Below are 24,902 nucleotides of genomic sequence, written 5' to 3'. Positions count from 1 at the left end.
TTTTATAAATATCTAAACCACCTTCACGCTATATAGTTTTATGCTTTATACTTTACTTAAATCATAGTAAGACATTTTTTGGATTAGTCTTATGGAATTACGCCATCTTCGATATTTCATCACTGTTGCTGAAGAATTAAATTTTAGTAAGGCCGCTCTCAAACTCTATACTGCTCAACCCTCTCTTAGTCAACAAATTAAAGATTTAGAAGAAGATGTCGGGGTACGACTTTTAAACCGCACAAAACGTAAGGTCGAGTTAACAGAAGAAGGTGAAGTATTTTTAGAGCATGCTCGTTTAACGCTTGCTCAAGCAGATAAAGCAGTAGCAATGGCACGCCAAGTCTCAAAGGCGAAACAGCAATTATTACGTATTGGTTTCGTCCCCATTGCAGAAATGAAAATTTTCCCATACGTACTTCCAAATCTACGCTTACAACATCCTGACCTTACCATCGAGTTATCAAGTTTAAACAATACAGAGCAACTCAAAGCCCTAAAAAGAGGTGAACTTGATATCACGTTTACCCGTGAAAATATTGAAACTGATGAAATACAAAGCCAATTTGTTTTAACAGAACCTTTAATTTTTTTATTACCAAGAAATCATCCACTCGCCAAATACGAACGTATTCCAGTAAAAGCACTGCATGGTATTGATTTTATTATTCCTGCTGCTGAACAATCTAACACTCTACACAATACGATTTTGGAATTTACGAAAACCAATGGTATTGACCTGAATATAGTACAAAAGGCCGATAGTATTTTACTCAATATTAATTCTATTGGTTCAGGTCTAGGTTGTACGATTTTACCAGCTTATGTCGCACCACTAGGTGTTTCTAACACTGTAGTTCGTCCTTTAGATGTTGAATTACCATCTTTAGATTTATTTGTTAGCTATCGTAAAAATACAGAGTCTGTAGGTGTTAAAAAGTTTATTGATCAACTCAATAAAGTATTCCATCTCGACAAAAATCTAGATTAAGCACTATCGAGTAAATATATCTTTATTATTAAATAATAAATGGTCTAAAGAATCTAAATTAAAGTATGAAGTAAATTAAATTGAAATTTATTTGATACTTTTTATCGATTAATTAATTTGCAATAAGTTTTCTTATATTTTAGATTATCAATAAATATTAAAATAAAAAAGATAATCTAAGGTATAAAGCATATATAAAACTTAATGTTAAATTAACCAAACAGTAAAAAATAATATATTTACTATAAGCGTAAGGAGCGTTGATTAAATGGTAGGACTATTACAGCACTTAGGACGTAGTATACAAAACCGCCCTCACTTCTTTATTGCTTTATTCGTTGGTTTTATTGCCGCGGGCTTACTGACATGGTTCACTTCATGGAAATGGTCTACCATTTTATTGGCAAGTTGGAATGGTGCCATCAGTTTGTATTTACTCCATGTTTGGAAACTGATGAAAAGTGCCGATCATTCACAAATGCAACAGCAAGCTAAAAAACAAGACGAAAGTAAATGGGTCATTATGCTTATTGTTTTACTTGCAATTTCTATGTGTCTGGTTGCTATTTTAGTACAGCTATCTCAACTGCCCTCTGACCATTATGCAAAATTAGGACATGTCGCTTTAGCTTTGCTCACCATTGTTTCAGCATGGCTTTTTATGCATACCGTTTTTGCTCTACATTATGCTCACGATTTTTATATGGCTTTGTCCAGAAATGAAGAAAATGGTGGACTAGAGTTTCCGGGAACCAAAAATCCAACGTATCCCGACTTTTTGTATTTTAGTTATATTATTGGTACCTCAGCTCAAACAGCAGATGTATCGGTCACCACCAGACATATGCGTTTGCTCAACTTATTTCATATCGTACTCGCATTTGGCTTTAACACGACCATTTTGGCGATTTGTATTAACGTGGCTGCGGGCTTTCTTACAAATTAAAGTCATTTGAAATTAAAAAGTCACCCATTTGGGTGACTTTCAGCAACATAGCTTTACGCCAAATCGCCCATACTGCTTTGCTTTAAGCCTTCACGCTGCTTGATCGTTTCAACATAACGGGTAATGGCAGGATGTGATTCAATCGTATTCATTTTTAATTGCCATAGCAGCATCGCCCCGACACTTACATCTGCTGCGGTGAACTGTTCACCACATAAATATGGATTTGCTTCACTTAATCCTTGAACCAAAGCTTGGTAAGCATCGTTGTAATCACCATAACCAACAAACATTTTTTGCTCAGGAGATACTTGTATTCCTAAAGCTTTATCGACACCAGCTGCTTCCCAAGGGCCTGCCATCATAAATAACCAGCGATAGTACAAACCACGCTTTGGATCATTCAAGGCTGGTGCTAAACCTTTGTCACTAAACTTGTCCGCTAGATATGCACAAATTGCCCCTAACTCATAAATAACGACATCGCCATCTACCAATACAGGTACTTTTCCAAAAGGATTAAGTTTTAAATATTCTGGTGATTTCATCTCAGTTCGGTATGCGACCTCAATACGCTCACATTCAACACCAAGCTCGACTAAAAGCCAGTCGATAACGACACCACGCGATTCTTTGTTAGTATAAAGTTTAAGGCTCATTTTTATGGCTCCTTGTTTATCGTGGTTCTAGTCTACAAGTATCTTTTGTCAGTTTTTGTCAGTAGTCCTTTGCGATTCTTGTGCCCACCACTGCTGGAACAGTTGCTGTTTAAATGATGGATATAACTCTTGGGTTAAACTCAAGTGTTGAATACGATCCATTCTAAAATGCCGAAAGTCTTGTCTTAGTTCACACCATGCAGCTAACACAATTTTGTCATTAAAATATCCCAAGGCAAAAGGCCACAAAGTTCGAACGCTACTTCGCTGTTGTTCATCATGATAATGCATCGAAATTTTGACTTGCTGCCGAATGGCTAAACGTATCTGTTCGACTTGTTTTTCATCTACAGGCAGCCATGTGTTAAATGCTCTTAAAGTCGTCTGCTGTAATAAATATTGACGATGCTCAGGCAAAACAGAATTTAATTTAGCTAGGATTGAGGTAGATGCCGATTGTAAAGATTGATCAGGCACACTCTTCAACCAATACAACGCCAAAAAAATAGCTTCAACTTCATTTTCATTGAGCGTCATTGGTGGCAATACAATATCTTCTTTAAGCTGAAACCCTAAACCTGCTGATGCATCGATTCTCACACCTTGTGCACGTAGACTATCAATATCACGGTAAATACTACGAACACTAATTCCCATACGTTCAGCCAAGACTTGGGCAGTAACTGGATAACGGAATTCACGGAGTTGTTGTAAAAGATTTAACAAACGAATAGAACGGCTCATTTTTCTCGTCTTATTGTTATTGGACATACAATAAGAGGGAATAAATTCCCCCTTCTTATATCATTCTAAATTACGCTACATCTGCTTTAGATAACTTTGCGTACTCTCTTAAAAAGGTATGCAGCTCAGGTACATCTTTAGCAATCGTTAAAGGCTGGAACTGTTGTAGAACTTCAATTGAATGCACACCATAGCCAACACCAATACGAGGCATACCTAAACGCTGTGCCATCTCAAGGTCATAGCTACTATCGCCAATCATGACCGCACGCTCGACACTTACTCCAGTTACAGTCAATATTTCTTGCAACATAAGTGGATCTGGTTTTGAACGAGTTTCATTGGCTGCGCGAGTCACATCAAACAGGTGAGTACTCTGTGTTTTTGCAATCACACGGTCTAAGCCACGGCGGTTTTTACCTGTCGCTACAGCAAGTTTTAAACCTTGGGCTTTTAAATCATGGAGTAGTTCAGAAATACCATCAAACCATGCATCACTTGTGGAGTTTGCAATATAGTGATCGCCATAGGCTTTTAGAATCGATTCATGCAGCTCTGGCGCTTCCGGAAATAAAGTTTGCATCACTTCCGGTAAACCTAAACCGATAATACTTTTTGCAGCTTCATCAGTCAGAGTTAACTCATGCTGCTCTGCCGCATGCTGTAAACTTGCAACAATCTGACCAACAGAATTATATAAAGTACCATCCCAGTCAAAAATCACTAATTCGGTTTTCAGACTCATTTTGCTACTCTCAAAGCCTCTAATAACTGGGTCATGTCTTCTGGTAACGGTGCTTCAATCGTTGGATAACCCGGAATATCTAAACGCATGGCATGTAAACACAAACGGCGTGCTTCAGGACCTGCATAAGCAGTGTTGTGTCCATATTTATCATCACCCACCAACGGATGTCCAATACTTAAACCATGTACACGAATTTGATGAGTACGGCCTGATAGAGGTGAAGCATGTACCAACGTGGCATTTTTAAAGCGTTCTGCAACCACCCATTCAGTTTTACTTGGCTTACCTTCTTTAGATACACGTACACGACGCTCGCCATTTGGTAACTCGTAACGGAATAAAGGCGCATCAATGAGTTGTTTATCAAGGCTCACCTGACCTTTTACAATGGCTGCATAGGTCTTACGAATTTTGTGTTCACGCAACATATCTTGTAGCAACTTTAAAGTGCTACGCTTTTTACTAATCATGACCAGACCAGATGTGTCACGGTCAATACGGTGAATCAATTCTAAATATTTTTTACCAGTCGCCGCACGCAGTGCCTCAATCAAACCATATGCCACACCACTACCACCATGTACGGCAATACCTGATGGTTTATTTACAACTAATAGTCCTTCATCTTCGTAAACTACACGGCTTAATAAACTTTGTGCCACACCATCGCTTACAGGAACAGCCGTTTCATCTTTTTGTTCATAGCGAATAGGCGCAACGCGAATCTGGTCCCCAATTGCAAGTTTGGTCTCGGCTTTAATACGTTTTTTATTTACGCGAACCTGACCTTCACGAATCAAACGATAAATTCGACTCTTTGGTACACCCTTCAAACGTGAAAACAGGAAATTATCGATTCGTTGTCCTGCTTGATGCTCATCCACCTCAAACCAAGTGACACTTTGCCATTGCTGTGTAGAATTCATACTAATATTTAAACCTGAAATTTTACGAAATTTGATTAATAAATGACCGATTAGCTTAGTTTTTTCACAAGAAATCTAAGCTTAGCCCATAGGCAGATGCTGCAAGGTTTGATATAGTCAGCGCACGGATACCACCGTAAGTGAACATCTAAAGGGAAATTTCCCTGATTGAAACCTCAATCAAAATGATGCTTTCATCACCAGCTCGGACAGGTCCTAAAGAATTATGCCGACGCCGAAGGCTTATTATATCGGCAAAATGACAAACTGTTGCGTTTAATTCAGTTTGTTCAAAAAAATATGTTACCAACTCTAGTTGGTTATGGAACGTAAACTGATACACATCAGACAAATCGATCCTTAATGTTGCCTTCAGGCTAAAGCGTTGATGCATTGGAACTGCCGAAAGCACCGATACGATGAGCATTCCGTATCAAACTTCCAATAAAGAAGTCACTTCGCGCCCAATGACAGTGAAAGTCATTAACCAATGCACCGCTCACCCGCCAGTGAAGCAAAAGGGAATTCCGATTTAAAGGTTGAAGCAGTATTGCCTACATCACAGACGAGAATCGAAGCTAAGGCTAAATGTAGCCGGTAACAGATGACTCAGACCACAAGTATTTTGAGATCTGGGAAATGATCCGTCATGTTCGATGTTCGTTCAGAACCTTTAAGTTTGTTAGGTTTGTTTGTGTGAGTCACTATTAGGTGTCACACCCATGAAACGTATGTTGATTAATGCAACTCATGCCGAAGAAGTTCGCGTTGCACTTATCACTGGTAATCGTCTTTACGATTTTGATTTAGAGAATCGTACCCGAGAACAGAAAAAATCCAATATCTATAAAGGCCATGTCACCCGCGTAGAACCTTCATTAGAAGCTGTTTTTGTTGAATACGGCGCAGGTCGTCAAGGCTTCTTATCTATGCGTGAAATTGCGAATAGCTATTTTCAGGCAGACCCACGTCAAACTTCAAACATTCGTGAACTTATTACTGAAGGCACAGAGCTTTTAGTTCAGGTTGAAAAAGAAGAACGTGGTAATAAAGGTGCAGCCCTTTCTACTTTTATTTCTCTTGCAGGCCGTTATTTGGTTCTTATGCCAAACAACCCGAAAGGTGGTGGTATTAGCCGTCAAATTTCAGGTTCAGTGCGTGAAGAGTTAAAAGAAATCTTGGCATCGTTAAATGTACCTCGTGGTATGAGCGTTATTGTACGTACCGCTGGTATTGGCCGTACTCAAGAAGAATTACAGCTCGATTTACAACACTTGCTTGACCTTTGGGCACAAATTCAAAGTACAGCAAGTTCAGGCCCTTCTCCGATGCTTGTTCATCAGGAAGCTGGCGTTGTAACACGTGCGATTCGTGATTACTTACGTGATGACGTTGCTGAAATCTTAATTGATAGCGAACAAGCTTATAACGAAGCGTATAACTTTGTTAAAGCAGTCATGCCACGTCAATTAGATAAATTAAAAACTTATACTTTGAACGAGCCATTGTTCGCTCATTTTGGTATTGAAAGCCAAATTCAAACTGCTTACGAGCGTGAAGTAAAACTTCCTTCTGGTGGTTCAATCGTGATTGACCAGACTGAAGCTTTAGTTTCAATCGATATTAACTCTGCGAAATCAACTCGCGGACATGACGTTGAAGAAACTGCACTGAACACAAACCTTGAAGCAGCTGAAGAAATTGCTCGTCAACTTCGTCTTCGTGATATTGGCGGTTTAGTTGTAATCGACTTCATCGATATGACTAAAGAACGCAACCAACGTATGGTTGAAGCAAAACTTCGTGAAGCAACCCAAAGCGATCGTGCCCGCATCCAGTTCGGTCAGTTGTCTCGTTTTGGCTTAATGGAAATGAGCCGTCAACGCTTACGTCCATCGCTTGAAGAAGCAACAGGTTATGTATGCCCTCGCTGTCATGGTACAGGCATGGTTCGTGACCTACGTTCGCTTTCTCTTTCAATCATGCGTAAAGTTGAAGAGATTGCACTTCGTGAACGTCATGGTGAAGTTCAAGTTGAAGTTCCAGTTGAAATTGCAGCCTTCTTACTTAATGAAAAGCGCCATAGTCTGGTGTATTTAGAGCAAACTTCTGGTGTTCGCGTCACTGTATTACCTCACCCACACTTAGAAACTCCACATTACGAAATTGCTTATAACCCAGATGGTTTTGCTCCATCTAGTTATGAACGTACTGAAGCAACTCGTTCGAGTGAGAAAGAGTTAGGTTATGAGTCTTCTGAATGGCATTTAGAAGAAGCAGATCATGGCCATGCTCATGTAACAGCTCCTGCTTCAAAAAATGGTTCTGCTCAGAAAAAGACAAGCCATGCAACTCAACCTGTAGCACAACAGCCTGCAGCTCAAAAAGCAGCAAGTCCTTGTGCATGGTTAGAAAACTTATTTGTTCAAAAACAAGCGCAAACTGTTGATCAATCTCGTTCAGCACAAAATGCAGCTGCTGCGATTGAGCAAATGGTAAATACTGGTGCTGTTAGCCGTGGTCAGTTCGGTCAAGTAGCTGTACCTGCTGTTGCAGAAGTTGCGCCAGTTCAAACAAATAACGCTTATATTTCACAGTCACCTGTGAAACAAGAAGTTCGTGAACATGTTGAAAAAGATGATAAATCTCAACAACAACGCCAGAACAACAAAAAGCGTAAACATAAAGAGCAACGTGAACAACATCATCAAGCTCATGAACAACAACACCAAGTTCATGAAGAAGTGGTTCAATTGTCACGCCAAGAGCAACGTGAGTTAAAGCGTCAGCAAAAACGTCAACAACAGCAAGATCAGCAACATCAAAATAATGATGTACAACAAACTGAAAATGTTGTTCCACGTCGTGATCGCAATAATCAACAACGTCCAAACCGTCCAAATCGCCACCGCGATCCAAGCGTATTAAATGAAAATCAAAATACGCCGGCACCAGTTGTTGCTGATGAAAAACAAATTAAAGTTGATGTGATTGATGCACCTAAGCATGATGTCATGAACACTGCTTTAATTATCAATGTTGATCAAGGTCAAAGCGAAATTGTTGCGCTTACACCTGAACGTCAAGTTGAAGTTGTGTCTGCTCCTGCTGAAGTTGCTCCAGAGCCAACACTAGCTCCTGCTGTAGAAGAGAAAGCTGTTGTTGCTGAAGCAAAAAATGAAGCTCAGCCAACTGAACAAGCTGCTCAGCCACAAATCCAACGTGCTAGCAACGACCCTCGTATGCGTCGTCGTCAGCAACGTGAGGCGAAACAAGCTAAAGCTGCTGTTCCATCTATTGCGCCATCGCAAATTCCAACTTTGGCACAATACACAATTGGTAGCTTAATTCGTCATGTATATGGTGAAGACTGCACCGTATTGATTGAACAATTTGGTTTAGTACCAACGTTTAATCGTGCATTGCAGAAGTTTGCAGAACAGTACGCAAGTACGTTAGTAGTTGAAGTAACTTCTGAAGCAGAAGAGAAAAAACCGGTAACTCGTGATGCAGAACTTCCAAGCCATAAACCAGCTGAAGAAGCAGAACCAGCACCAGTGCTTCCGCTTACTCCATCGCAAGCACCGACCCCACGTGTTGCAAATGACCCACGTGAACGTCGCCGTTTAGCAAAACTTGCTGCGGAACAAGCATTTGAGCAAGTGAAACAACAACACTCTACTCAAGAAGAAGTAGCTGCGCCTGCTCCTGTAGTAGAAGAAACTGTTGTTACTCCTGTTGCTGAAACACAAGCGCCTGTTGAATCAAAGCAACAACCGCTTGAGCTAGATCAGTCAACTGAAGTTGCACAGCCTGAAGCTGCTCCTGTAGAAGAAAAAACTACAGAAACAGTAGCTGAAGCTCCTGTAGCAAAAGAACCTACGCCATCAAAAGCAGCAAGCAAAGCGAAAGCAGCCGTTGAAGAAACAGCAGCTCCAACTGAAGCAACAGCTGATGCTGAGTCAGAAGACGCTAAAGCCGACAAGGACAAACCAAGTCGCCCTCGTCGTCCTCGTGGCCGTCCGCCAAAAAAAGCTAATCCTGTAGCTGAGTAAGCCATTTGCTCAATTGCAGCTAATTTAAACAAACCTAGTCATTTCGATGACTAGGTTTTTTTTGTTATTTTTAACCAATTAGGTTGATTGCACTAGAAGAAAAGTTTTAAAAGCATGGTGAACCATGAAAACTATTGGACTTTTTGCCCACACAACCTTTTTTGGATTGATCGAAAAATAAATAGGATTGATATGAGCCAGACAACACAGACCGATATCATTACGCTTGGTGATGTTGCCACAAGACTTCCTAGCTTCATTCCCAAAGTACCCCATATCCTAAATGGTCTAAAACAGGCTTATTTAAGAACATCACATACTCCAACAGGTTTGGGTATTGCTTTTGAAAAAGCCGTTAAACGAAATCCGAAAGGCACAGCATTATTATTTGAAGATCAAAGTTATTCTTATGAAGCTTTAAATGAATGGGCAAACCAGATTTCCCATTACTACCTTTCCCTCGGAGCGCGTAAAGGGGACGTCATTGCTGTAATGATTGAAAACCGCTCTGAGCTAATCGCAACAATTGTTGGTTTAGCTAAAATTGGGGTGACCATTGCGCTTGTGAATACCTCCCAAGTCGGTAAAGTTCTCGCTCATAGCATCAATCTAGTAAAACCAATTGCCGTTATTGCTGGTGAAGAAGTTCGAGCGGCTATTGATGAAATTCGCCAAGACTTAAATGTGCCTAAGGACCGTTTCCATTGGTTCGCAGATCAAGCAACTCGTCAAAACTCAGGTACAGCACCTCAAGGTTATGCCAATCTAGCTGATCAAATTGATCAATTTCCAAAATTCAACCCATCGACTACTCGTTCTGTGACGGGTAATGATGGTCTGTTCTATATCTACACCTCTGGTACAACAGGTTTACCAAAGGCTGTTATTTTCAAGCATAGTCGCTGGACATTAGCGTATGGTACTTATGGCCATATCTTAAACTTAGGCCCAGATGACGTTATGTACGTCACCTTACCGCTTTACCATGCAACAGGTGTAGTGGTTTGCTGGTGTGGCGTTATCGCAGGAAGTGCAACACTTGCAATTCGACGTAAATATTCGACCAGCGCATTCTGGAAAGACGTTCAAAAATTTAATGCGTCTGCAATTGGTTATGTTGGCGAACTTTGTCGCTACTTAATGGATGCTCCTGTTACCGAACTAGACCGTAACCATCGTGTCACCAAAATGATCGGTAATGGTATGCGCCCAAATATCTGGGACAAATTCAAACAACGTTTCGGTGTTAAAGAAGTTCTTGAACTGTATGCATCGAGCGAAGGTAACGTTGGATTTAGCAATATTTTCAACTTTGACAACACAGTTGGCTTCTCTCCTACACCATATGCCATTGTTCAGTTCGATAAAGAGAAAAATGAACCAATCCGCGACAAAAACGGCTGGTGTCAAAAAGTTAAAGCAGGTGAAGTGGGCCTATTAATTGGCAAAATTACTAGTCGCTCTCCATTTGACGGTTATACAGACCCTGAAAAGAACAAATCAGTGATTTGGAAAGATGTTTTCAAAAAAGGCGACTCTTATTTCAACACTGGTGATTTAGTTCGAGATATTGGTTTCCGTCATGCTCAGTTTGTGGACCGTCTAGGCGATACTTTCCGTTGGAAAGGTGAAAATGTATCGACTACTGAAGTGGAAAACATGGTATGTGAATACGGAAAAATCGCTGAAGCTGTTGTTTATGGTGTAGAAATTCCAAATACCAATGGCCGTGCTGGTATGGCAGCCATCACGCTGGCAGATGGTGAAGAGCTAAATGATGCAGATTTAACCGAAATGGTATCTGTATTTAAGAAGTGTTTGCCTGCTTATGCTGTACCTGTGTTTTTACGTGTACAAAAAAAGGTCGAAACAACAGGTACTTTTAAATATCAGAAGAATAAACTGAAAGAAGATGCGTTTAATCCGAGCAAAACTTCTGAACGTTTACTCGCTTTATTGCCTGGTGCAAGCAGTTACTGTGACATCACAACTGAAATTTTTGACAATATTCAGGCATATAAATACCGTTTTTAGTTCATTTTTTAGCTAAACAAGAGGAAATCGTGCTTTTTATAGGCAATCATGCAAATGTTTTTAAATTTCCTCTTGTGTTAGTTGAATAACTTGCTAAAATACGCGACATCAAAACGATACGGGTCGTTAGCTCAGTTGGTAGAGCAGCGGACTTTTAATCCGTTGGTCCCGCGTTCGAGTCGCGGACGACCCACCACTTATCTGTTTTGAACCTATTTGGGTCGTTAGCTCAGTTGGTAGAGCAGCGGACTTTTAATCCGTTGGTCCCGCGTTCGAGTCGCGGACGACCCACCAAATTCTAAAAAGCCTCTCACAATTTGAGAGGCTTTTTTTATTGCTATGTTATTTTCTTTTTATGACTAAAAGATGACGATGCATTTGCGATTTAAAACCTCTCCCACCCAATTCATAAAGACTTCTAATCGTTTTGGAATATAACTTCGGTTCGGATATAAAATATTAAGTGGAAGTGATGGTGCACTATAAGCACTAAGCACCTCAACCAAGATTCCCTGCTCAATCTTATCTTGAACATCATAGTAAGGAACTTGAATAATCCCCAACCCTGCACAGGCCGCAGCACTATAAGCTTCGGTATTATTTACACTTAAAGCACTATCCACCATCACGGTTCCCCCTTGATATACAAATTCACCCTGCTTTTCACCTACGGCTCCAGCATAGTTAATCAATTTGTGATGAGATAAATCTTCTAATTGTTCAGGCGTACCATACTGTTTTAAGTAATGGGGACTTGCACAGTTCACCATGACCAAATGACCAATCAATCTTGCAATTAAACTGCTGCTATCTAGCTCACCTACCCGAACAACACAGTCAATTCCTTTTTCAATTAAATCAGTCATGTCATCAGAACTATTGAGCTGCAAATGAATATCTGGATAACGATGATAAAAATCTGACAACTCAGGAATAATCACTTGATGCACAATCCGACTGGGCATTGAAATTTTTAATGTGCCGCGATAATGCTGTTTTTGCGTCTGGATCAGTTGTTCTAATTGTTCATAGTCAAACAACAAGTTTTGGCACTCTGGCAATATTCGCTGTCCATCTTGCGTCAAGCTTACTTTACGGGTGGTGCGGTGAAATAAGCGTACGCCATAGTGAGTTTCAAGTTGTTGAATGGCGCTGGTTACCGTTGAGCGAGGTAGATCGAGTCGATGTGCCACCTCACTAAAACTTTGTCGTTTAGCGACTTCTGTAAAAATAAAAAATTGCTGCAACCGATCCATTTTAATTGTTCGTATTTTCTGAATAGTTAAACCAAACTAGCATAATTGATCAAAAATTACCGCCAATCTAGACTAAAAACACATTAAAACAATGTCATCATAGGAACAACCATCATGGCAACTCATATGCTTAAAGATAAAGTGGTACTGATTACTGGCGGTGCAAAAAACTTAGGTGGACTCATTAGCCGAAAATTTGCAGAACAAGGCGCAAAAATCGCAATTCACTACAATAGTTCAGAAACACAAGCGGATGCCGAACAAACACTCGCAGATGTAAAAGCATTCGGTGTAGATGCTGTTTTAATTCAGGCAGACCTAACTCATATCGATAACATCGAAAAACTTTTCGTAGATACCAAACAGCATTTTGGTGGAATTGATATTGCCATTAATACAGTTGGAAAGGTTTTAAAGAAATCATTTTTAGAAACCACCGAACAAGAGTTTGATAGCATGAGCGATATCAACTCAAAAATTGCCTATTTCTTTATTCAATCGGCGGGTCGACATTTAAATAACGGCGGAAAAATCTGTTCAATCGTGACTTCTCTTCTGGCAGCCTACACGGGTCTCTATTCAACCTACGAAGGTTTAAAAGCACCTGTTGAGCATTACACCCGCGCTGCATCGAAAGAATTTGGAGATCGCCAGATTTCCGTGACTGCGGTTGCACCAGGCCCAATGGACACACCATTCTTTTATGGTCAGGAGTCTGCCGAAGCAGTCGCTTACCATAAATCAGCTTCAGCTTTAGGTGGACTCACCAAAATTGAAGATATTGAACCTCTAGTTCGCTTTCTAGTGACCGACGGTTGGTGGATTACGGGTCAAACCATTTTTGCAAATGGGGGCTATACTACCCGCTAAAATTAAAAAAGCCGCATCTCATTGTGCGGCTTTTTCTTTAGGAATATTGGATTATAAGAACTCTTCGAGTACCGAATTTAAGAAAATATGCCCCTGCTCTGTACAAGCTAAACGAGAACTATCCTCTACTAGTAGCTTTCTAGCTCGTAGTGAAGTGAGTACCTCGTTTAAATGATCTAAGCTTAAGCCTGTACGCTGTTCATATAGCTCAGCGTTTACCCCATCATTTAAGCGTAAAGCATTCATCATAAACTCAAAAGGTAGCTCTTCTGCCTCAATCTTTTTCATTTGCAAATGTTCGGCTGGAACCTTAGCTAAGTAATCTTTTGGCAAACGTGTCTTTTGGAAACGATACACCCCATCTGTCTGTGTTACTTTGCCATGTGCACCTGCACCAATCGCAAGGTAATCACCAAACTCCCAGTAATTTAAATTATGGGCTGAAGGTTGTTCTTTACGCCAAGCCGACACTTCATAGTTTACAAAGCCATTTGCTTTTAAATAAGTCTCGCCTTGCTCTTGAATATCTTCTAACACTTCATCTTGAGGTAAAACAGGCTGAGTTCGGAAAAATACGGTATTTGGCTCAATAGTAAGTTGATACCAACTGATATGTGTCGCACCATGCTCTACAGCGACCTTTAAATCATAAAGCGCTTGTTCTAGCGTTTGCTCAGGCAGGCCATGCATTAAATCGACATTAACTCGCTTAAAGCCTGCTTGTCGTGCCTGCTCTATTGCATCCATAGCATTGTTGGCTGAATGAATACGCCCAAGCTTTTGCAAATGATCAGTATTAAAAGTCTGTACACCAATCGACAAACGATTAATACCCGCCTCTAAATAGCCTGCGAACGGGTCATGTTCCAATGTCCCCGGATTGGCCTCTAAGGTAATTTCACAGTCATCTTCAAAGTTAAGCCGTGCCTTAAGCTGTTCAAATAGCCATGCATAGCCTTTGGCAGAAATGAGTGAAGGCGTTCCACCCCCAATAAATACACTGTGAATTGAACGCCCTTGGGCCATCTCAACTTGAGTTTCAAAGTCGGCTACCAATGCTTTTAGATAAGTTTGCTCAAGTTCTGCCGAAAGCGCACCATCAGGCACGGCATGCGAGTTAAAGTCGCAATAAGGACATTTACGCACGCACCAAGGCATGTGGATATATAAAGATAACGGAACAGAAGCAGGATTTAATACAGCCAAGGAACAAGGTCCAATTTACACAATATTTCTATTTTAACATGACTGCATCAATGGGCTTATGAAAACATACCTTAATTGCTTTAGACTGTTTTTAAACATACTTAAATATTGATAAAAATGATGAAATTCTCTAGTCAACTTTTCCTGATCTTACCCTTAGCTATGGGAATCGGTGTTGCCATGGCTTTTCAAACTGCAATTAATGCTCAGCTTCGTGAGCAATTACACTCACCTTTGCAAGCGGCATTATTATCATTTTTCATAGGTACTATTGTTTTAGCCATTATGGTGTTCTTCCAAAGTGCCGAGAAACCTACTTTAAGTGAAATATCAAATATTCCGTGGCTTCTTTGGACCGGAGGATTCCTTGGGGTTTATGCAATTAGCATGAGCATTTATACTGCACCTAAGCTTGGTTTTTTAACCTTTACAGGATTAGTCGTTTTTGGGCAATTGGTCATTTCTATGTTGCTAGACCATTTTGGATGGTTAGGTACCGAAAAGACACCTGTTACATGGCAACGGTTTATAGGTGGAGTAGTCATCTTTACTGGTGTATTACTCACCTTGCAGCGCTAGTTTCATTTTTATATTTATAAAGAGTACCTTTTGTGTCGAATGTCACGTCGTTTCGGACTGAATTAAAACAACTCTTCCATTTAATGCTACCTATTTTAATTACGCAGTTTGCTCAAGCAGGGTTCGGGTTAATTGATACCATTATGGCAGGGCATTTATCTGCAGCAGACTTAGCTGCTATTGCGGTGGGTGTAGGCTTATGGGTTCCTATTATGCTTCTGTTTAGTGGGATCATGATTGCCACTACACCGCTAGTTGCAGAGGCAAAAGGCGCTAGAAATACAGAACAAATTCCTGTCATTGTTCGTCAGTCATTATGGGTTGCCATTATTTTAGGTGTAATGGCTATGCTCATTTTGCAGCTTATGCCTTTTTTCTTACATGTGTTTGGTGTTCCAGAAAGCTTACGACCTAAAGCAAGCTTATTCTTGCATGCCATTGGTTTAGGTATGCCAGCCGTCACCATGTACGCAGCGCTACGTGGCTATTCAGAGGCTTTAGGTCACCCTCGCCCTGTCACCGCGATTAGCTTATTGGCCTTAGTGGTTTTAATCCCTCTAAACATGATCTTTATGCATGGCTTAGGACCAATACCTGCTTTAGGTAGCGCAGGCTGTGGCTTTGCAACCTCCATTTTACAATGGCTCATGCTCATTACATTAGCTGGCTATATTTATAAAGCTTCAGCTTATCGAAACACGTCTATTTTTAGCAGATTTGATAAAATTAGCCTGACTTGGGTTAAAAGAATTTTACAGCTTGGTCTACCAATTGGTTTAGCTGTATTTTTTGAAGTGAGTATTTTTAGTACAGGCGCATTGGTTCTTAGTCCACTAGGTGAAGTGTTTATTGCCGCGCATCAAGTGGCAATTTCTGTTACTTCGGTACTGTTTATGATTCCGCTTTCACTTGCGATTGCCTTAACCATTCGCGTGGGAACATATTATGGCGAAAAGAACTGGGCTTCCATGTACCAAGTGCAAAAGATTGGTTTGAGCACAGCAATACTTTTTGCTCTATTAACCATGTCATTTATTGCCCTAGGCCGTGAACAAATTGTCTCGGTTTATACTCAAGACATAAACGTTGTTCCTGTTGCGATGTATTTACTCTGGTTTGCAATGGGTTATCAGTTAATGGATGCCCTACAGGTCAGTGCTGCCGGCTGTTTAAGGGGTATGCAAGACACTCAAGCACCCATGTGGATTACGCTTATGGCATATTGGGTGATTGCTTTCCCTATTGGGCTTTATTTAGCGCGTTATACCCATTGGGGCGTTGCTGGTGTGTGGCTAGGTTTGATTATTGGTTTAAGCATTGCTTGTGTTTTATTACTTTCAAGGCTTTATTTAAATACCAAACGATTAAGTCAAACCTAATAAAAAAGCCGATGAAATATCGGCTTTTTTATTTTATGCAGACTTTGCCCGCGGGCTTGCTCCAATTTGCCACACAAATGGTAAATCTGTACGGTTTACTTCCCAATCTCCAATCACTTTTTCTTTGTAAATAAGCGGATTATGTGAAGACACAGTCCGCGCATTACGCCAGAAACGGTCAAGTTGTTTCACTTGGCTACTTGCCGAGGCACCCAAGGCATTAAATAACTGACTTGTTAAATCGAGTACTAGATTAGAAATTACGACCTGCCCTTGTGCCGATTCAAGCTCGGCATCCACATTAAACTGATGCTCTTTCACTTCAGACTCGGCAAAATGACTTTCATAAGCCTTTTGCAATGCCTCGGCTGTTTTTAAGGTAATTGCTTCACTTGCATACGCTTGAGCGGATGCCTTACCCACCACTTGTAAAACTTGTGGGTCGTGACGAACCAAGTCACCATTACCATGACTGAAAATACGTTTACGTTCACGAATTTCCTGACTAAACGTTTCAACTGCGGCACGCGCAATACCCGTTAATGTTGCAAGGTGCACCACCTGATAAAAAGCGGTCTGATACTTAAAACGTTGATCAAATGGAATAAGGTGTGAAGCTGGCAAATGAACCTGATGTACTTTTAAAGTACCACTGCCCGTTGTCTTTTGGCCAAAACCATCCCAGTCATCCAGCACACTTACACCTGTTTCATGACGGTAAATAGCAGCAATCACATGACGGTCGTTCACTTCATCGTAAGCAAATAAATCAATCCAGTCTGCAAAAATACTGCCAGTTGAATAGTACTTTTCACCATTTACCACCAAGTTACCCGAAGCGTCTTTAGTGACACGTGTAACGACATCACCAATCTGTACATTTCCAACTTCTGTCCATGCATTTCCGACTAAATCGCCTTGTACAAAGCGCTGAAACCAGACCTCTTGTGAATGCTCTTTATGAGCAACCAAACGGTCTTCAACAAATGCAAAATGACCTCGTAGTGCTTGTACAATATTGGAGTCAGCTTCTGCTAACTCTGCTAAAAGCTGGAACAGTTGAGGTAATGAAACCCCATCTCCACCATATTTACGGGGTACTCGTACAGCACCCAACTTGGCTTCTTTTAACCACTGAATCGGCTCAAAAGGTAAGATTCGCTCTTTTTCCCGTTGAATTGCACCTTGCGCAATTTTTTCAAAAACGGGACGGAATCTGTTTGCAACCTTTTCATAATCCGCGCCTACCGATAGTTCTTCTAATTCAATTTGGGCTGTTGTCATCGTTATTCTCCTAATCTTGTCTTTTCTTCAATTTAGCTCCATGCATGACGAGGTGGTTGAACGCCATTGAGGTAGTAGTTACCGACAATGTGATATTTCCAGCGCACAGGATCATGCAAGGTATGGGTACGGGCATTGCGCCAGTGACGGTCAAGGTTGAGTTCAGATAAAGTAGAACGCGTACCCGATAGTTCAAAAAGCTTATTGGCAGCCAAAATAGCAATTTCTGTGGTGAGTACTTTTGCCTCGGCAACCAATAGTGTCGCTTGGTTTACATGTTCTTCGGTGGTGTCAGCAATGGCCTGATCAATTGCATCTCCAGCCAAGTCAAGGACTGCTTCTGCTGCACGTAGTTTGATTTTTAAGTCGCCAATATTTGCAATTGTGTAAGGGTCATCGCTGGCTTTTTCCAGACCAGAATCAACCCATGCACGGCTATGATTTTTGACGTATTGAATTGTTTCCTCAATTGCACCACGCGTAATACCTGCATCGACTGCAGCCTGTATAAATTGAGAAATAGCACCTGCTGGTGTTGGGCGTTCAAACGCTTGGTAAATTGGAACTAGATATTCTTCACGTACTGGCACCTGATTTAGTTCTACCGTGCCACTCGCTGTAGTACGTTGTCCAAAACCAGACCAATCATTAATAATATTGACTCCAGATGTTTCACGTGGCACAAGTGCAGCATAAGGTTGCCCCTGTTCATTTACGGCAACAATTGGAATCCAGTGGGCGAGTAAGGCCCCCGTTGCAAAGAATTTCTTGCCATTAATTTCATAGCCATGTTCGGTCTTTTGAAGTTTAGTCGTGAGGTCCGCGACTGTTTTACTGTGTTTTTCGGAAAATGCATTGCCAAAACGAATTCCTCTTAACACCAAATTAAAGAAGAACTGTTGTTGTTCTGGTTTCGCATCTAGTCTTAAATGTTCAATAAAGGCCAAGTGATTTTGAGGCAACTGAGCAAGAGATGGATCAACGCTCGCAATGGTTTTGATCACTTCCGCTAAAGTTCGATACTTGACTTGCGCACCACCAAACTGTTTCGGCACAGTAATGGCCCACAGGCCACTTTGTGAGAACTGTTGAATTTCATTTAAGGGTAAACGGCGTTCTCTATCTCGATCGGATGCCTCTTGTGCAAACTCTTGAGCAAGTTGTTTAGCAACCTCAATTGCCTCTTCATCAGAACGAATAATATGCGCGTCTTTTGACTGTTCAAACACAGACAAAGGAACCGCTTGAGAACGCCCATAGGACGAATTTAGATTGGTCATAACTTTTATTGTCTCTATTTCTTATTTAACATGTCCTTCACCTTAGCACTAAAAAAACAGCGACTTTATAGATATTAAAGCTTTGTTTATGAAATGAATTTTGAAAAGCTTTTCACATTTTTTACTTTAAAAATAACGTTTTGTTTTTCGAAAATTTTCTTACATGCGCTAAACAATTTCATATAGGCTTTTTAAGTTTTGTCACCTATGATCAAAACTAGACAATATTATGTTGTAGTCAACGAGGTATCGAAGATATGGCAAAGAATGCAAGTTCACCTGGCAAACGATTTATGAAACTTGCAGGAATGACCGCGAGCATTGCAACAAAAACCGTTTCTAACTCGATTCGAAACCTGACTGCGGATGAAGAACAGAAACTGGCTGCAAAAACTAAATTGTTTCAAGATATCGGTCTACAGATTGCAGACACCTTAGGAGAAATGAAAGGTGCTGTCATGAAGGTTGGGCAAATTGCATCGCAATATAAAGATATATTCCCACCAGAAGTTGCAAAAGCAATATCAAAACTACAACGTCAAGCTCCAGCCATGCCTTTTTCTGCGATTCAGCAACAAGTTGAACGTGAGCTTGGAAAACCACTCAATGCTGCCTTTAAATCTTTTGATGAACAGCCTTTTGCCGCTGCATCAATTGGACAAGTTCACAAAGCAGTTTTGCCAAATGGCCAACAAGTTGTAGTTAAGGTTCAATATCCCGGTGTTGATGAAGCCTGCGAAAGTGACTTAAAACAAGTACGTTTAGCACTACGCTTAATGGGTGTACTTAAGATTGATAAAAAACTGCAAGATCAACTTTTTGCAGAGATTCAAGATAGCCTGTCAGCAGAGCTTAACTATGAAATTGAGGCTCAAAATCTTGAGGTCTTTAAAACTTTTCATAGCAAGTTAGATGACAAAATTATTATCCCGACTGTTTATAAAGATTACTCTTCAAGACGAATTTTGACTTTAAGCCTTGAACAAGGTGACAGCATTGAAACTGCGAGTTCTTGGCCTATCGAAATTCGAAACACAATTGGCCGTCGTCTAATCCGTGCTTTGGGGCAGGAAATGTTCTTTTTAAAACGTTTTCATTGTGACCCTCACCCAGGTAACTTTGCCTTCCGCCAAGATGGCAGTGTCATTATTTATGACTATGGCAGTGTTAAAACGCTTTCCAATGAAATTGTTCATAGTTTCAAACAATTGGTGAATGCAGCTCGTCATGAAGATATCGGCTTAATTGAAACTGAATTACTTGCCCTGCACTCTTTGACCGAGAAAGGTAAATTCCCGAGCGATCTTTATAAACTCTGGATAGAAGTGTTATTGCGTCCACTTACCACAACCTATGACTTTGCAGAGAACTCATCACATCATGATGGCATGTTACTTGTGAAGAAGTCTTTAAAATATTGGGATGTCTTTAAGCCTTCACCAGATACATTAATGGTCAATAGAACCATTTCAGGACACTACTGGAACCTCATTCACTTAAAAGTACATGACAACCTGAATGATTTATTTGAAGAACTTGTTCCGCCGTCTAACTAATTCAATGATCTGATTAATGTAGCCTTTTCGGGGTTACATTGACTTATTAATTGTTATGTTATAACATTACTTTAATCAAAAATAATTTAGGACAATCTCTCATGCGTAAAGATATTCATCCTGCTTATCAACAAGTGTTATTTCATGACACCAATGCAGACGTCTACTTCTTAATTGGTAGTACTCTTCAGTCTAAACAAACCAAGGAATATCAAGGACAAGTCTATCCTTATGTGACTCTTGATATTTCAAGTGCTTCGCACCCTTTCTATACAGGTGAAGTACGTCAAGCAAGTAATGAAGGCCGTGTTGCAAGCTTTAACAAACGCTTCGCGCGCTTCAATCGTAAGAATTAATCTTACGTTAAGTTTTAACCAATACACTAAAATCATTGGAAGCCTAAGACTATCTCCTCCACTTAGGCTTCTTTTTTTATGTGCATTTTTTCAAGCTTCTTTCAGTTGTGTATAAACTAAAACTTATCCACATCTTGTTTAAAAAATATTCTCAACTTTCCAAATATCCCATCATTTTTTATAGTTCCCAAGCTTTCAAAGCGTGTATTCGATGCTATGCTTAAGCCCCATTTGATAGGAAGTTTAAGATTATGGCACAAGAGTTACTTGCCCAATTACAAGCAGGCACAGCAAAATTTTCAGACGTTTTAGCTCATATTGAAGCACGTTACCAACATACTCCAACAGCTTTTCAAAATGGTGCACAGCATAACGCTGCGACTGAAAATCAAGGCAGTGCAAAAGTTTTCTCTTTTGCCAAGTTACAAGGTTTAGACCAAGCACAAACTTTAAGTTTATTTGCAGAGCACTATGCATCTGTATTGGCTACACCAGAAGGAACTGATCATCAAAATATTCGTCAGTTTATGCAAAATGGTTGGGATGGTGTGAAGTTTGAAGGTCAGGCTTTAACTGAAAAAGCTTAATCATTTTTTTAGCACAGCCTCAAATTATGAGATTTTCCAAAGCCTATTAATAGGCAATGCCTCACTTTTGAGGGCAAAAGTGACAAAACCCTTTGTCCCGCTGATGCTACATCCATGTAGCACAGCGAAACGACGGCATCCCTGCCGTCTGTCACGATAGTAGATGTCTTATTTTTCTTAATTATTTTATTAGCCTCTTACATTTGATACGCGATAACGTCATTCGCAGCCTGCGTAGTGTCAATAAAAGATTGTTTTTGCAAAGCATAAGATAAATGGATTCAGTGAACAGGTTCTGCGAATGACAGATGCCTTTGGTTACTTTGGGCAAAACCAAAGTAACTTAATTAGCTGCTTCCATTAGATAACTCAACGATAAGACTCCGTCGTGAAAATCCTACCCAACACTCAACTTCGATGAGCTCTCACAACTTGAAATCATGGTCAATTCTTAAATATAAAAACTCAATGTCCTGCTACCCAATAATAAGTCGCCAACCCCAAACACGTAAAAATTAACGATCCAATTAAATGAATAGAAATAGCCAACATCGCCATGCCCAACTTACCACTTTGCAATAAAGTCACAATCTCAATCGAGAACGTTGAAAACGTAGTTAAAGCACCACAAAAGCCGGTGATTACAAAAAGCTTATAGTTCGGACTTAAATCACTATGAGCAAAATAAGCCATCGCAAACCCAATAATAAAGCCACCGACTAAATTAACAGTGACAGTACCCAGTGGAATTTGCGGATAAATTGGGTTGAGTTTTAAACCTAAAAACCAACGCAACCACGCCCCTAACACTGAACCTACGGCAATTGAAAGTAAAGGATAATACATAGAACCACCCCTTTAGTGAGATGCTAAAAGAGCAAATAAAAATGATGGGAAAAGTGACATGGCGTACTCCAAAAATAAGCAGAGTACGCAATAACCTACGTACCCAGCGATATAAATACATGAGGGTAACGTAGGCATCATTAGCCAATATGGCGGTTTTTCAAGGGAGGAATGCCATCTCCCCGTTTTAAGTATATTAAATCATCTAAAATTTGATTAAAACATACTTTTTAAATCATGGACGTTCATCGTATTGTGGTAAATCGTCACAAATGCTTTCCCACTCTGCTTTTGAAGCAGCAAAAATATGCATTGTCGGCTTTTGGTCTAATGGTGTATCGAGTGACCCAATTCTTACACGATATAGTTCAGGCTGCGCATCACGCGAACTAATCAAAGGTGATCCACATTCGCTACAAAACCAGCGATACACACCGTTCACAGCAAATTTTTTGACGAGATCTTCACCTTGGGTAATTTTAAAATCTGTACTTTTAACAGGAGCATTGGTGGCAAATGCTGTTCCATTGGATTTTCGGCATCGTTGGCAGTGACACTGAATAATATCTCCGATATCACCCTTAATTTCGTAGCGAATACCCTGACATAAACAACTTCCTTGATAAACTGGTGATGCTTGAGACATGTTCTCGTAAATCCTATTATTATTGATTGCTCAAAAATAACACTTTTCACATATCAAACATAGTACCGAATTTGCCGTTATTTCTCTAAGAATGAATGCACACCTTCACCAGCCGCTCGTCCCGTAGCAAAGCATGCTGTAAGCAAATATCCGCCTGTAGGAGCATCCCAATCCAGCATTTCACCACAGCAAAAAACACCTGAGGTTTGTTTAAGCTCCAAGCTTTCAGTTAATGCACCTTGCTTAACACCACCAGCACAGCTAATTGCCTCTTCAATCGGTCTAAAGCCACTTAATTTGATTTGAAGTGCTTTAATTTGCTGAGCCATAGCCTCTGGTTGGTTCCATAGCGTTTTATCAACCACTTCTCTAATTAAGTTAATTTTGGCCGTGTCTAAGCCTGCTTTACGCCAGATATTAGTAAGCGATTGTTTTTTGCTAGCCTGTAACTTTTTAACTAACTGTGTAAGCTGTAGGTCAGGCAATAAGTCTAAAAATAGATTTAAGCTTTTCCCTTGTTTTTGTTGTTCTCTTAAAGCTCGTCCAAGTTTATAAATGACACCACTTTCTAAACCATAGTGAGTAATCACAATATCGCCATGAGTAACTTGGCTAGGCTCAACCCAGGCGTTGATACGCTTTAAAGGTTCCCCAAAACAGCTTTCCATAAAAGCTGACCAAGTGTGCAATACCCCTGCATTACTTGGCTGAAAAGGTTCAATACTGGATTGATCCATCCATTGCTGCCAAGCACCATCACTACCCAACTGGGACCACGACACCGCACCGCAAGCCAACACGACTGCATCGTATTGCTGGGTAAAAGTCTCGCTGCTTTGATTATTTTGGTTTTCTAAAGTCAGCGTTGTACCTTGTAAATTGATACAACGATGACGATAAAAGACTTTAACCTGCTGCTCTACTAAACGTTTTAACCAAGCACGCAGTAAAGGAGCAGCTTTCATTTCGACAGGGAAAATACGACCAGAACTACCTACATACGAGTCTATTCCTAGACTTTTCATCCAGTTCTGAATCCAGACTGCATCCCATTTTTCAACCCACGGTTTGAGCCATTCTGCATGGTCATAACGTTCAATGAACTGGGCTAATGGTTCGGCATGCGAGATATTTAAACCCGTTTTACCAGCCATCAAAAACTTACGCGCAGCCGAAGGTTTTTGCTCAAACACATCAATTTCATAAGCATACTGGCTCAGTACCTCAGCTGCCATTAAACCAGCCGGACCAGCACCGATAATGGCAACCCGCTTATTCGACATGTGTTTGCCCTTGCAGCGGTGCAAACTCATCAAATCGAGTTTTATAACCTTCAGGCTTGGTCATAATGAGCTGCTGACAAAGCTCGCCACGCTCTAAATATTTAATTTCAAAATGAGTGCGCGCAGAGGTTTGCACAATTTTTTCTTTTTGGTAAGGCAGCTTCCACACATTTAATAACTGTTGTTCAGCTTCTTCAATATATTCAGGAATATTACTTGCTAAAGTAATGGTTCCACCTGTTTTCAGGCGTGATAATAAAAACTCAAAAAATGGCATATTCAACCAGCGCTGTGCCGGATTATGAGGTTCAGGGTTCGGATAAAGAATAAAAAAATGTTCAACTTGTGCAGGGTGTAAAGCATGTACCACCCACGGCAAAGCATCCGCATGTACAGGTACCAGATTTTCTCGTGGTTCTAAACCATGCTGCTTTTGCATTGCCAAGAATTTTTCGCGGGTTCGTTCAATCGCATATAACGTGTGCTGTGGATTTTGCCCACTAAATAGCAAAGCATGTTTACCTTTGCCCGCCCCAATTTCTACACAAATTGGAGTATTTTCAATTGGGGTAAAATCGCGAGGCGCTTGCATACGTTGTGCTTGAAATTGACGAATCTGCATAATCACATCAAACTAAATAAAAATCGGCACAAGTCTAACAAGTCACCTG

The 24,902-nt window shown here is 40.4% G+C and carries 22 protein-coding genes, 2 tRNA genes and 1 riboswitch; of the genes, 12 read left to right on the top strand and 12 right to left on the bottom strand.

Going from position 1 to position 24,902, the window contains the following annotated elements; all coding sequences use genetic code 11:
* Positions 1-91: 91 nt before the first annotated feature.
* Both hcaR and ACH63V_RS03445 read left to right on the top strand, forming a co-directional pair.
* Positions 92-991, top strand: coding sequence for a DNA-binding transcriptional regulator HcaR (gene hcaR / locus ACH63V_RS03450; protein WP_396462755.1), 900 nt, complete (start codon positions 92-94; stop codon positions 989-991).
* A gap of 268 nt (positions 992-1,259) precedes the next feature.
* The gene (locus ACH63V_RS03445; protein WP_263612845.1) at positions 1,260-1,937 is read left to right on the top strand and encodes a DUF1345 domain-containing protein; all 678 of its coding nucleotides are present in this window, start codon (positions 1,260-1,262) and stop codon (positions 1,935-1,937) included.
* 53 nt (positions 1,938-1,990) lie between these two features.
* On the opposite strand, the gene ACH63V_RS03440 is transcribed toward ACH63V_RS03445, so the two are convergent.
* The 4 genes from ACH63V_RS03440 to ACH63V_RS03425 form a co-directional block, all read right to left on the bottom strand.
* Entirely contained in the window at positions 1,991-2,596 is a 606-nt protein-coding gene (locus tag ACH63V_RS03440; RefSeq protein ID WP_396462754.1) for a glutathione S-transferase family protein, read from the bottom strand.
* 48 nt (positions 2,597-2,644) lie between these two features.
* Positions 2,645-3,340 carry a YafY family protein gene (locus tag ACH63V_RS03435; RefSeq protein WP_263612844.1) on the bottom strand — a complete coding sequence of 232 codons (696 nt, stop codon included), beginning with the start codon at positions 3,338-3,340 and terminating at the stop codon, positions 2,645-2,647.
* 70 nt (positions 3,341-3,410) lie between these two features.
* The gene (locus tag ACH63V_RS03430) at positions 3,411-4,085 is read right to left on the bottom strand and encodes an HAD-IA family hydrolase (protein WP_396462753.1); all 675 of its coding nucleotides are present in this window, start codon (positions 4,083-4,085) and stop codon (positions 3,411-3,413) included.
* Complete coding sequence (locus tag ACH63V_RS03425; protein ID WP_212511967.1) at positions 4,082-5,014, bottom strand: RluA family pseudouridine synthase; 933 nt, start codon at positions 5,012-5,014, stop codon at positions 4,082-4,084. The genes ACH63V_RS03430 and ACH63V_RS03425 overlap by 4 nt, the downstream gene beginning before the upstream one ends.
* Positions 5,015-5,736: 722 nt before the next feature.
* Here ACH63V_RS03425 and ACH63V_RS03420 point away from each other — a divergent pair.
* The 4 genes from ACH63V_RS03420 to ACH63V_RS03405 all read left to right on the top strand — a co-directional run bounded on the left by ACH63V_RS03420 (position 5,737) and on the right by ACH63V_RS03405 (position 11,397).
* Positions 5,737-9,069, top strand: a complete 3,333-nt coding sequence (locus ACH63V_RS03420; RefSeq protein ID WP_396462752.1) for an Rne/Rng family ribonuclease — start codon at positions 5,737-5,739, stop codon at positions 9,067-9,069.
* A gap of 192 nt (positions 9,070-9,261) precedes the next feature.
* Positions 9,262-11,103, top strand: a complete 1,842-nt coding sequence (locus ACH63V_RS03415; protein WP_396462751.1) for a long-chain-acyl-CoA synthetase — start codon at positions 9,262-9,264, stop codon at positions 11,101-11,103.
* Positions 11,104-11,223: 120 nt separating this feature from the next.
* Positions 11,224-11,299 (top strand) — tRNA-Lys (locus tag ACH63V_RS03410).
* 22 nt (positions 11,300-11,321) lie between these two features.
* A tRNA-Lys gene (locus tag ACH63V_RS03405) sits at positions 11,322-11,397 on the top strand.
* A gap of 65 nt (positions 11,398-11,462) precedes the next feature.
* On the opposite strand, the gene ACH63V_RS03400 is transcribed toward ACH63V_RS03405, so the two are convergent.
* Positions 11,463-12,359: a LysR family transcriptional regulator gene (locus ACH63V_RS03400; protein WP_396462749.1), complete on the bottom strand. Its 897-nt coding sequence runs from the start codon at positions 12,357-12,359 to the stop codon at positions 11,463-11,465.
* 114 nt (positions 12,360-12,473) lie between these two features.
* Between ACH63V_RS03400 and ACH63V_RS03395 the strand changes: the two genes are divergently transcribed.
* Positions 12,474-13,229, top strand: coding sequence for an SDR family oxidoreductase (locus tag ACH63V_RS03395; protein ID WP_396462748.1), 756 nt, complete (start codon positions 12,474-12,476; stop codon positions 13,227-13,229).
* Between the two features lie 51 nt (positions 13,230-13,280).
* Here the strand turns inward: ACH63V_RS03395 and hemW are convergent, their stop codons facing one another.
* Positions 13,281-14,435 carry a radical SAM family heme chaperone HemW gene (hemW, locus tag ACH63V_RS03390; RefSeq protein ID WP_396462746.1) on the bottom strand — a complete coding sequence of 385 codons (1,155 nt, stop codon included), beginning with the start codon at positions 14,433-14,435 and terminating at the stop codon, positions 13,281-13,283.
* 117 nt (positions 14,436-14,552) lie between these two features.
* On the opposite strand from hemW, the gene ACH63V_RS03385 reads away from it, so the two are divergent.
* Complete coding sequence (locus ACH63V_RS03385) at positions 14,553-15,014, top strand: DMT family transporter (protein ID WP_396462745.1); 462 nt, start codon at positions 14,553-14,555, stop codon at positions 15,012-15,014.
* Positions 15,015-15,046: 32 nt separating this feature from the next.
* A complete protein-coding gene (abeM, locus tag ACH63V_RS03380; RefSeq protein ID WP_396462744.1) occupies positions 15,047-16,393 on the top strand; it encodes a multidrug efflux MATE transporter AbeM in 1,347 nt (448 codons plus the stop codon).
* 33 nt (positions 16,394-16,426) lie between these two features.
* Here abeM and ACH63V_RS03375 read toward each other — a convergent pair whose 3' ends face one another.
* Together ACH63V_RS03375 and ACH63V_RS03370 are read right to left on the bottom strand one after the other, a co-directional pair.
* A complete protein-coding gene (locus ACH63V_RS03375; RefSeq protein ID WP_396462743.1) occupies positions 16,427-17,677 on the bottom strand; it encodes an acyl-CoA dehydrogenase family protein in 1,251 nt (416 codons plus the stop codon).
* 32 nt (positions 17,678-17,709) lie between these two features.
* Positions 17,710-18,957, bottom strand: coding sequence for an SfnB family sulfur acquisition oxidoreductase (locus tag ACH63V_RS03370; protein WP_396462742.1), 1,248 nt, complete (start codon positions 18,955-18,957; stop codon positions 17,710-17,712).
* A gap of 257 nt (positions 18,958-19,214) precedes the next feature.
* On the opposite strand from ACH63V_RS03370, the gene ACH63V_RS03365 reads away from it, so the two are divergent.
* From ACH63V_RS03365 to ACH63V_RS03355, 3 genes are all read left to right on the top strand, one after another.
* Positions 19,215-20,513, top strand: a complete 1,299-nt coding sequence (locus tag ACH63V_RS03365) for an ABC1 kinase family protein (RefSeq protein WP_396462741.1) — start codon at positions 19,215-19,217, stop codon at positions 20,511-20,513.
* A 101-nt stretch (positions 20,514-20,614) separates the two neighbouring features.
* Positions 20,615-20,869, top strand: coding sequence for a type B 50S ribosomal protein L31 (locus ACH63V_RS03360; protein ID WP_396462740.1), 255 nt, complete (start codon positions 20,615-20,617; stop codon positions 20,867-20,869).
* 251 nt (positions 20,870-21,120) lie between these two features.
* The gene (locus ACH63V_RS03355; RefSeq protein WP_057077264.1) at positions 21,121-21,456 is read left to right on the top strand and encodes a HopJ type III effector protein; all 336 of its coding nucleotides are present in this window, start codon (positions 21,121-21,123) and stop codon (positions 21,454-21,456) included.
* A gap of 465 nt (positions 21,457-21,921) precedes the next feature.
* On the opposite strand, the gene crcB is transcribed toward ACH63V_RS03355, so the two are convergent.
* The 4 genes from crcB to ACH63V_RS03335 all read right to left on the bottom strand — a co-directional run bounded on the left by crcB (position 21,922) and on the right by ACH63V_RS03335 (position 24,859).
* Positions 21,922-22,302: a fluoride efflux transporter CrcB gene (gene crcB / locus ACH63V_RS03350; protein WP_151682962.1), complete on the bottom strand. Its 381-nt coding sequence runs from the start codon at positions 22,300-22,302 to the stop codon at positions 21,922-21,924.
* Between the two features lie 124 nt (positions 22,303-22,426).
* Positions 22,427-22,493, bottom strand: a riboswitch (Fluoride riboswitch).
* Positions 22,494-22,537: 44 nt separating this feature from the next.
* Positions 22,538-22,948 (bottom strand): GFA family protein, encoded by a 411-nt coding sequence (locus ACH63V_RS03345; protein ID WP_000075988.1) that lies wholly within the window; start codon positions 22,946-22,948, stop codon positions 22,538-22,540.
* A gap of 77 nt (positions 22,949-23,025) precedes the next feature.
* Complete coding sequence (locus tag ACH63V_RS03340) at positions 23,026-24,231, bottom strand: TIGR03862 family flavoprotein (RefSeq protein WP_396462739.1); 1,206 nt, start codon at positions 24,229-24,231, stop codon at positions 23,026-23,028.
* Positions 24,221-24,859: an SAM-dependent methyltransferase gene (locus tag ACH63V_RS03335; protein WP_396462738.1), complete on the bottom strand. Its 639-nt coding sequence runs from the start codon at positions 24,857-24,859 to the stop codon at positions 24,221-24,223. Before ACH63V_RS03335 ends, ACH63V_RS03340 begins: the two co-directional genes overlap by 11 nt.
* Positions 24,860-24,902: the final 43 nt, after the last annotated feature.

This window comes from Acinetobacter sp. ABJ-A23_2 (assembly GCF_044538765.1).
GTDB classification, from domain to species: domain Bacteria; phylum Pseudomonadota; class Gammaproteobacteria; order Pseudomonadales; family Moraxellaceae; genus Acinetobacter; species Acinetobacter nosocomialis_A.
Note: the sequence above shows the minus strand (reverse complement) of the source record. Positions and strands in the feature narration are given on the sequence as shown.

Excerpts from the sequence above, each read along its gene's own strand:
- hcaR (WP_396462755.1), top strand. The coding sequence starts at position 92 with ATGGAATTACGCCATCTTCGATATTTCATCACTGTTGCTGAAGAATTA.
- ACH63V_RS03445 (WP_263612845.1), top strand. The coding sequence starts at position 1,260 with ATGGTAGGACTATTACAGCACTTAGGACGTAGTATACAAAACCGCCCT.
- ACH63V_RS03440 (WP_396462754.1), bottom strand. The coding sequence starts at position 2,596 with ATGAGCCTTAAACTTTATACTAACAAAGAATCGCGTGGTGTCGTTATC.
- ACH63V_RS03435 (WP_263612844.1), bottom strand. The coding sequence starts at position 3,340 with ATGAGCCGTTCTATTCGTTTGTTAAATCTTTTACAACAACTCCGTGAA.
- ACH63V_RS03430 (WP_396462753.1), bottom strand. The coding sequence starts at position 4,085 with ATGAGTCTGAAAACCGAATTAGTGATTTTTGACTGGGATGGTACTTTA.
- ACH63V_RS03425 (WP_212511967.1), bottom strand. The coding sequence starts at position 5,014 with ATGAATTCTACACAGCAATGGCAAAGTGTCACTTGGTTTGAGGTGGAT.
- ACH63V_RS03420 (WP_396462752.1), top strand. The coding sequence starts at position 5,737 with ATGAAACGTATGTTGATTAATGCAACTCATGCCGAAGAAGTTCGCGTT.
- ACH63V_RS03415 (WP_396462751.1), top strand. The coding sequence starts at position 9,262 with ATGAGCCAGACAACACAGACCGATATCATTACGCTTGGTGATGTTGCC.
- ACH63V_RS03400 (WP_396462749.1), bottom strand. The coding sequence starts at position 12,359 with ATGGATCGGTTGCAGCAATTTTTTATTTTTACAGAAGTCGCTAAACGA.
- ACH63V_RS03395 (WP_396462748.1), top strand. The coding sequence starts at position 12,474 with ATGGCAACTCATATGCTTAAAGATAAAGTGGTACTGATTACTGGCGGT.
- ACH63V_RS03385 (WP_396462745.1), top strand. The coding sequence starts at position 14,553 with ATGATGAAATTCTCTAGTCAACTTTTCCTGATCTTACCCTTAGCTATG.
- ACH63V_RS03375 (WP_396462743.1), bottom strand. The coding sequence starts at position 17,677 with ATGACAACAGCCCAAATTGAATTAGAAGAACTATCGGTAGGCGCGGAT.
- ACH63V_RS03370 (WP_396462742.1), bottom strand. The coding sequence starts at position 18,957 with ATGACCAATCTAAATTCGTCCTATGGGCGTTCTCAAGCGGTTCCTTTG.
- ACH63V_RS03365 (WP_396462741.1), top strand. The coding sequence starts at position 19,215 with ATGGCAAAGAATGCAAGTTCACCTGGCAAACGATTTATGAAACTTGCA.
- ACH63V_RS03360 (WP_396462740.1), top strand. The coding sequence starts at position 20,615 with ATGCGTAAAGATATTCATCCTGCTTATCAACAAGTGTTATTTCATGAC.
- ACH63V_RS03355 (WP_057077264.1), top strand. The coding sequence starts at position 21,121 with ATGGCACAAGAGTTACTTGCCCAATTACAAGCAGGCACAGCAAAATTT.
- crcB (WP_151682962.1), bottom strand. The coding sequence starts at position 22,302 with ATGTATTATCCTTTACTTTCAATTGCCGTAGGTTCAGTGTTAGGGGCG.
- ACH63V_RS03345 (WP_000075988.1), bottom strand. The coding sequence starts at position 22,948 with ATGTCTCAAGCATCACCAGTTTATCAAGGAAGTTGTTTATGTCAGGGT.
- ACH63V_RS03340 (WP_396462739.1), bottom strand. The coding sequence starts at position 24,231 with ATGTCGAATAAGCGGGTTGCCATTATCGGTGCTGGTCCGGCTGGTTTA.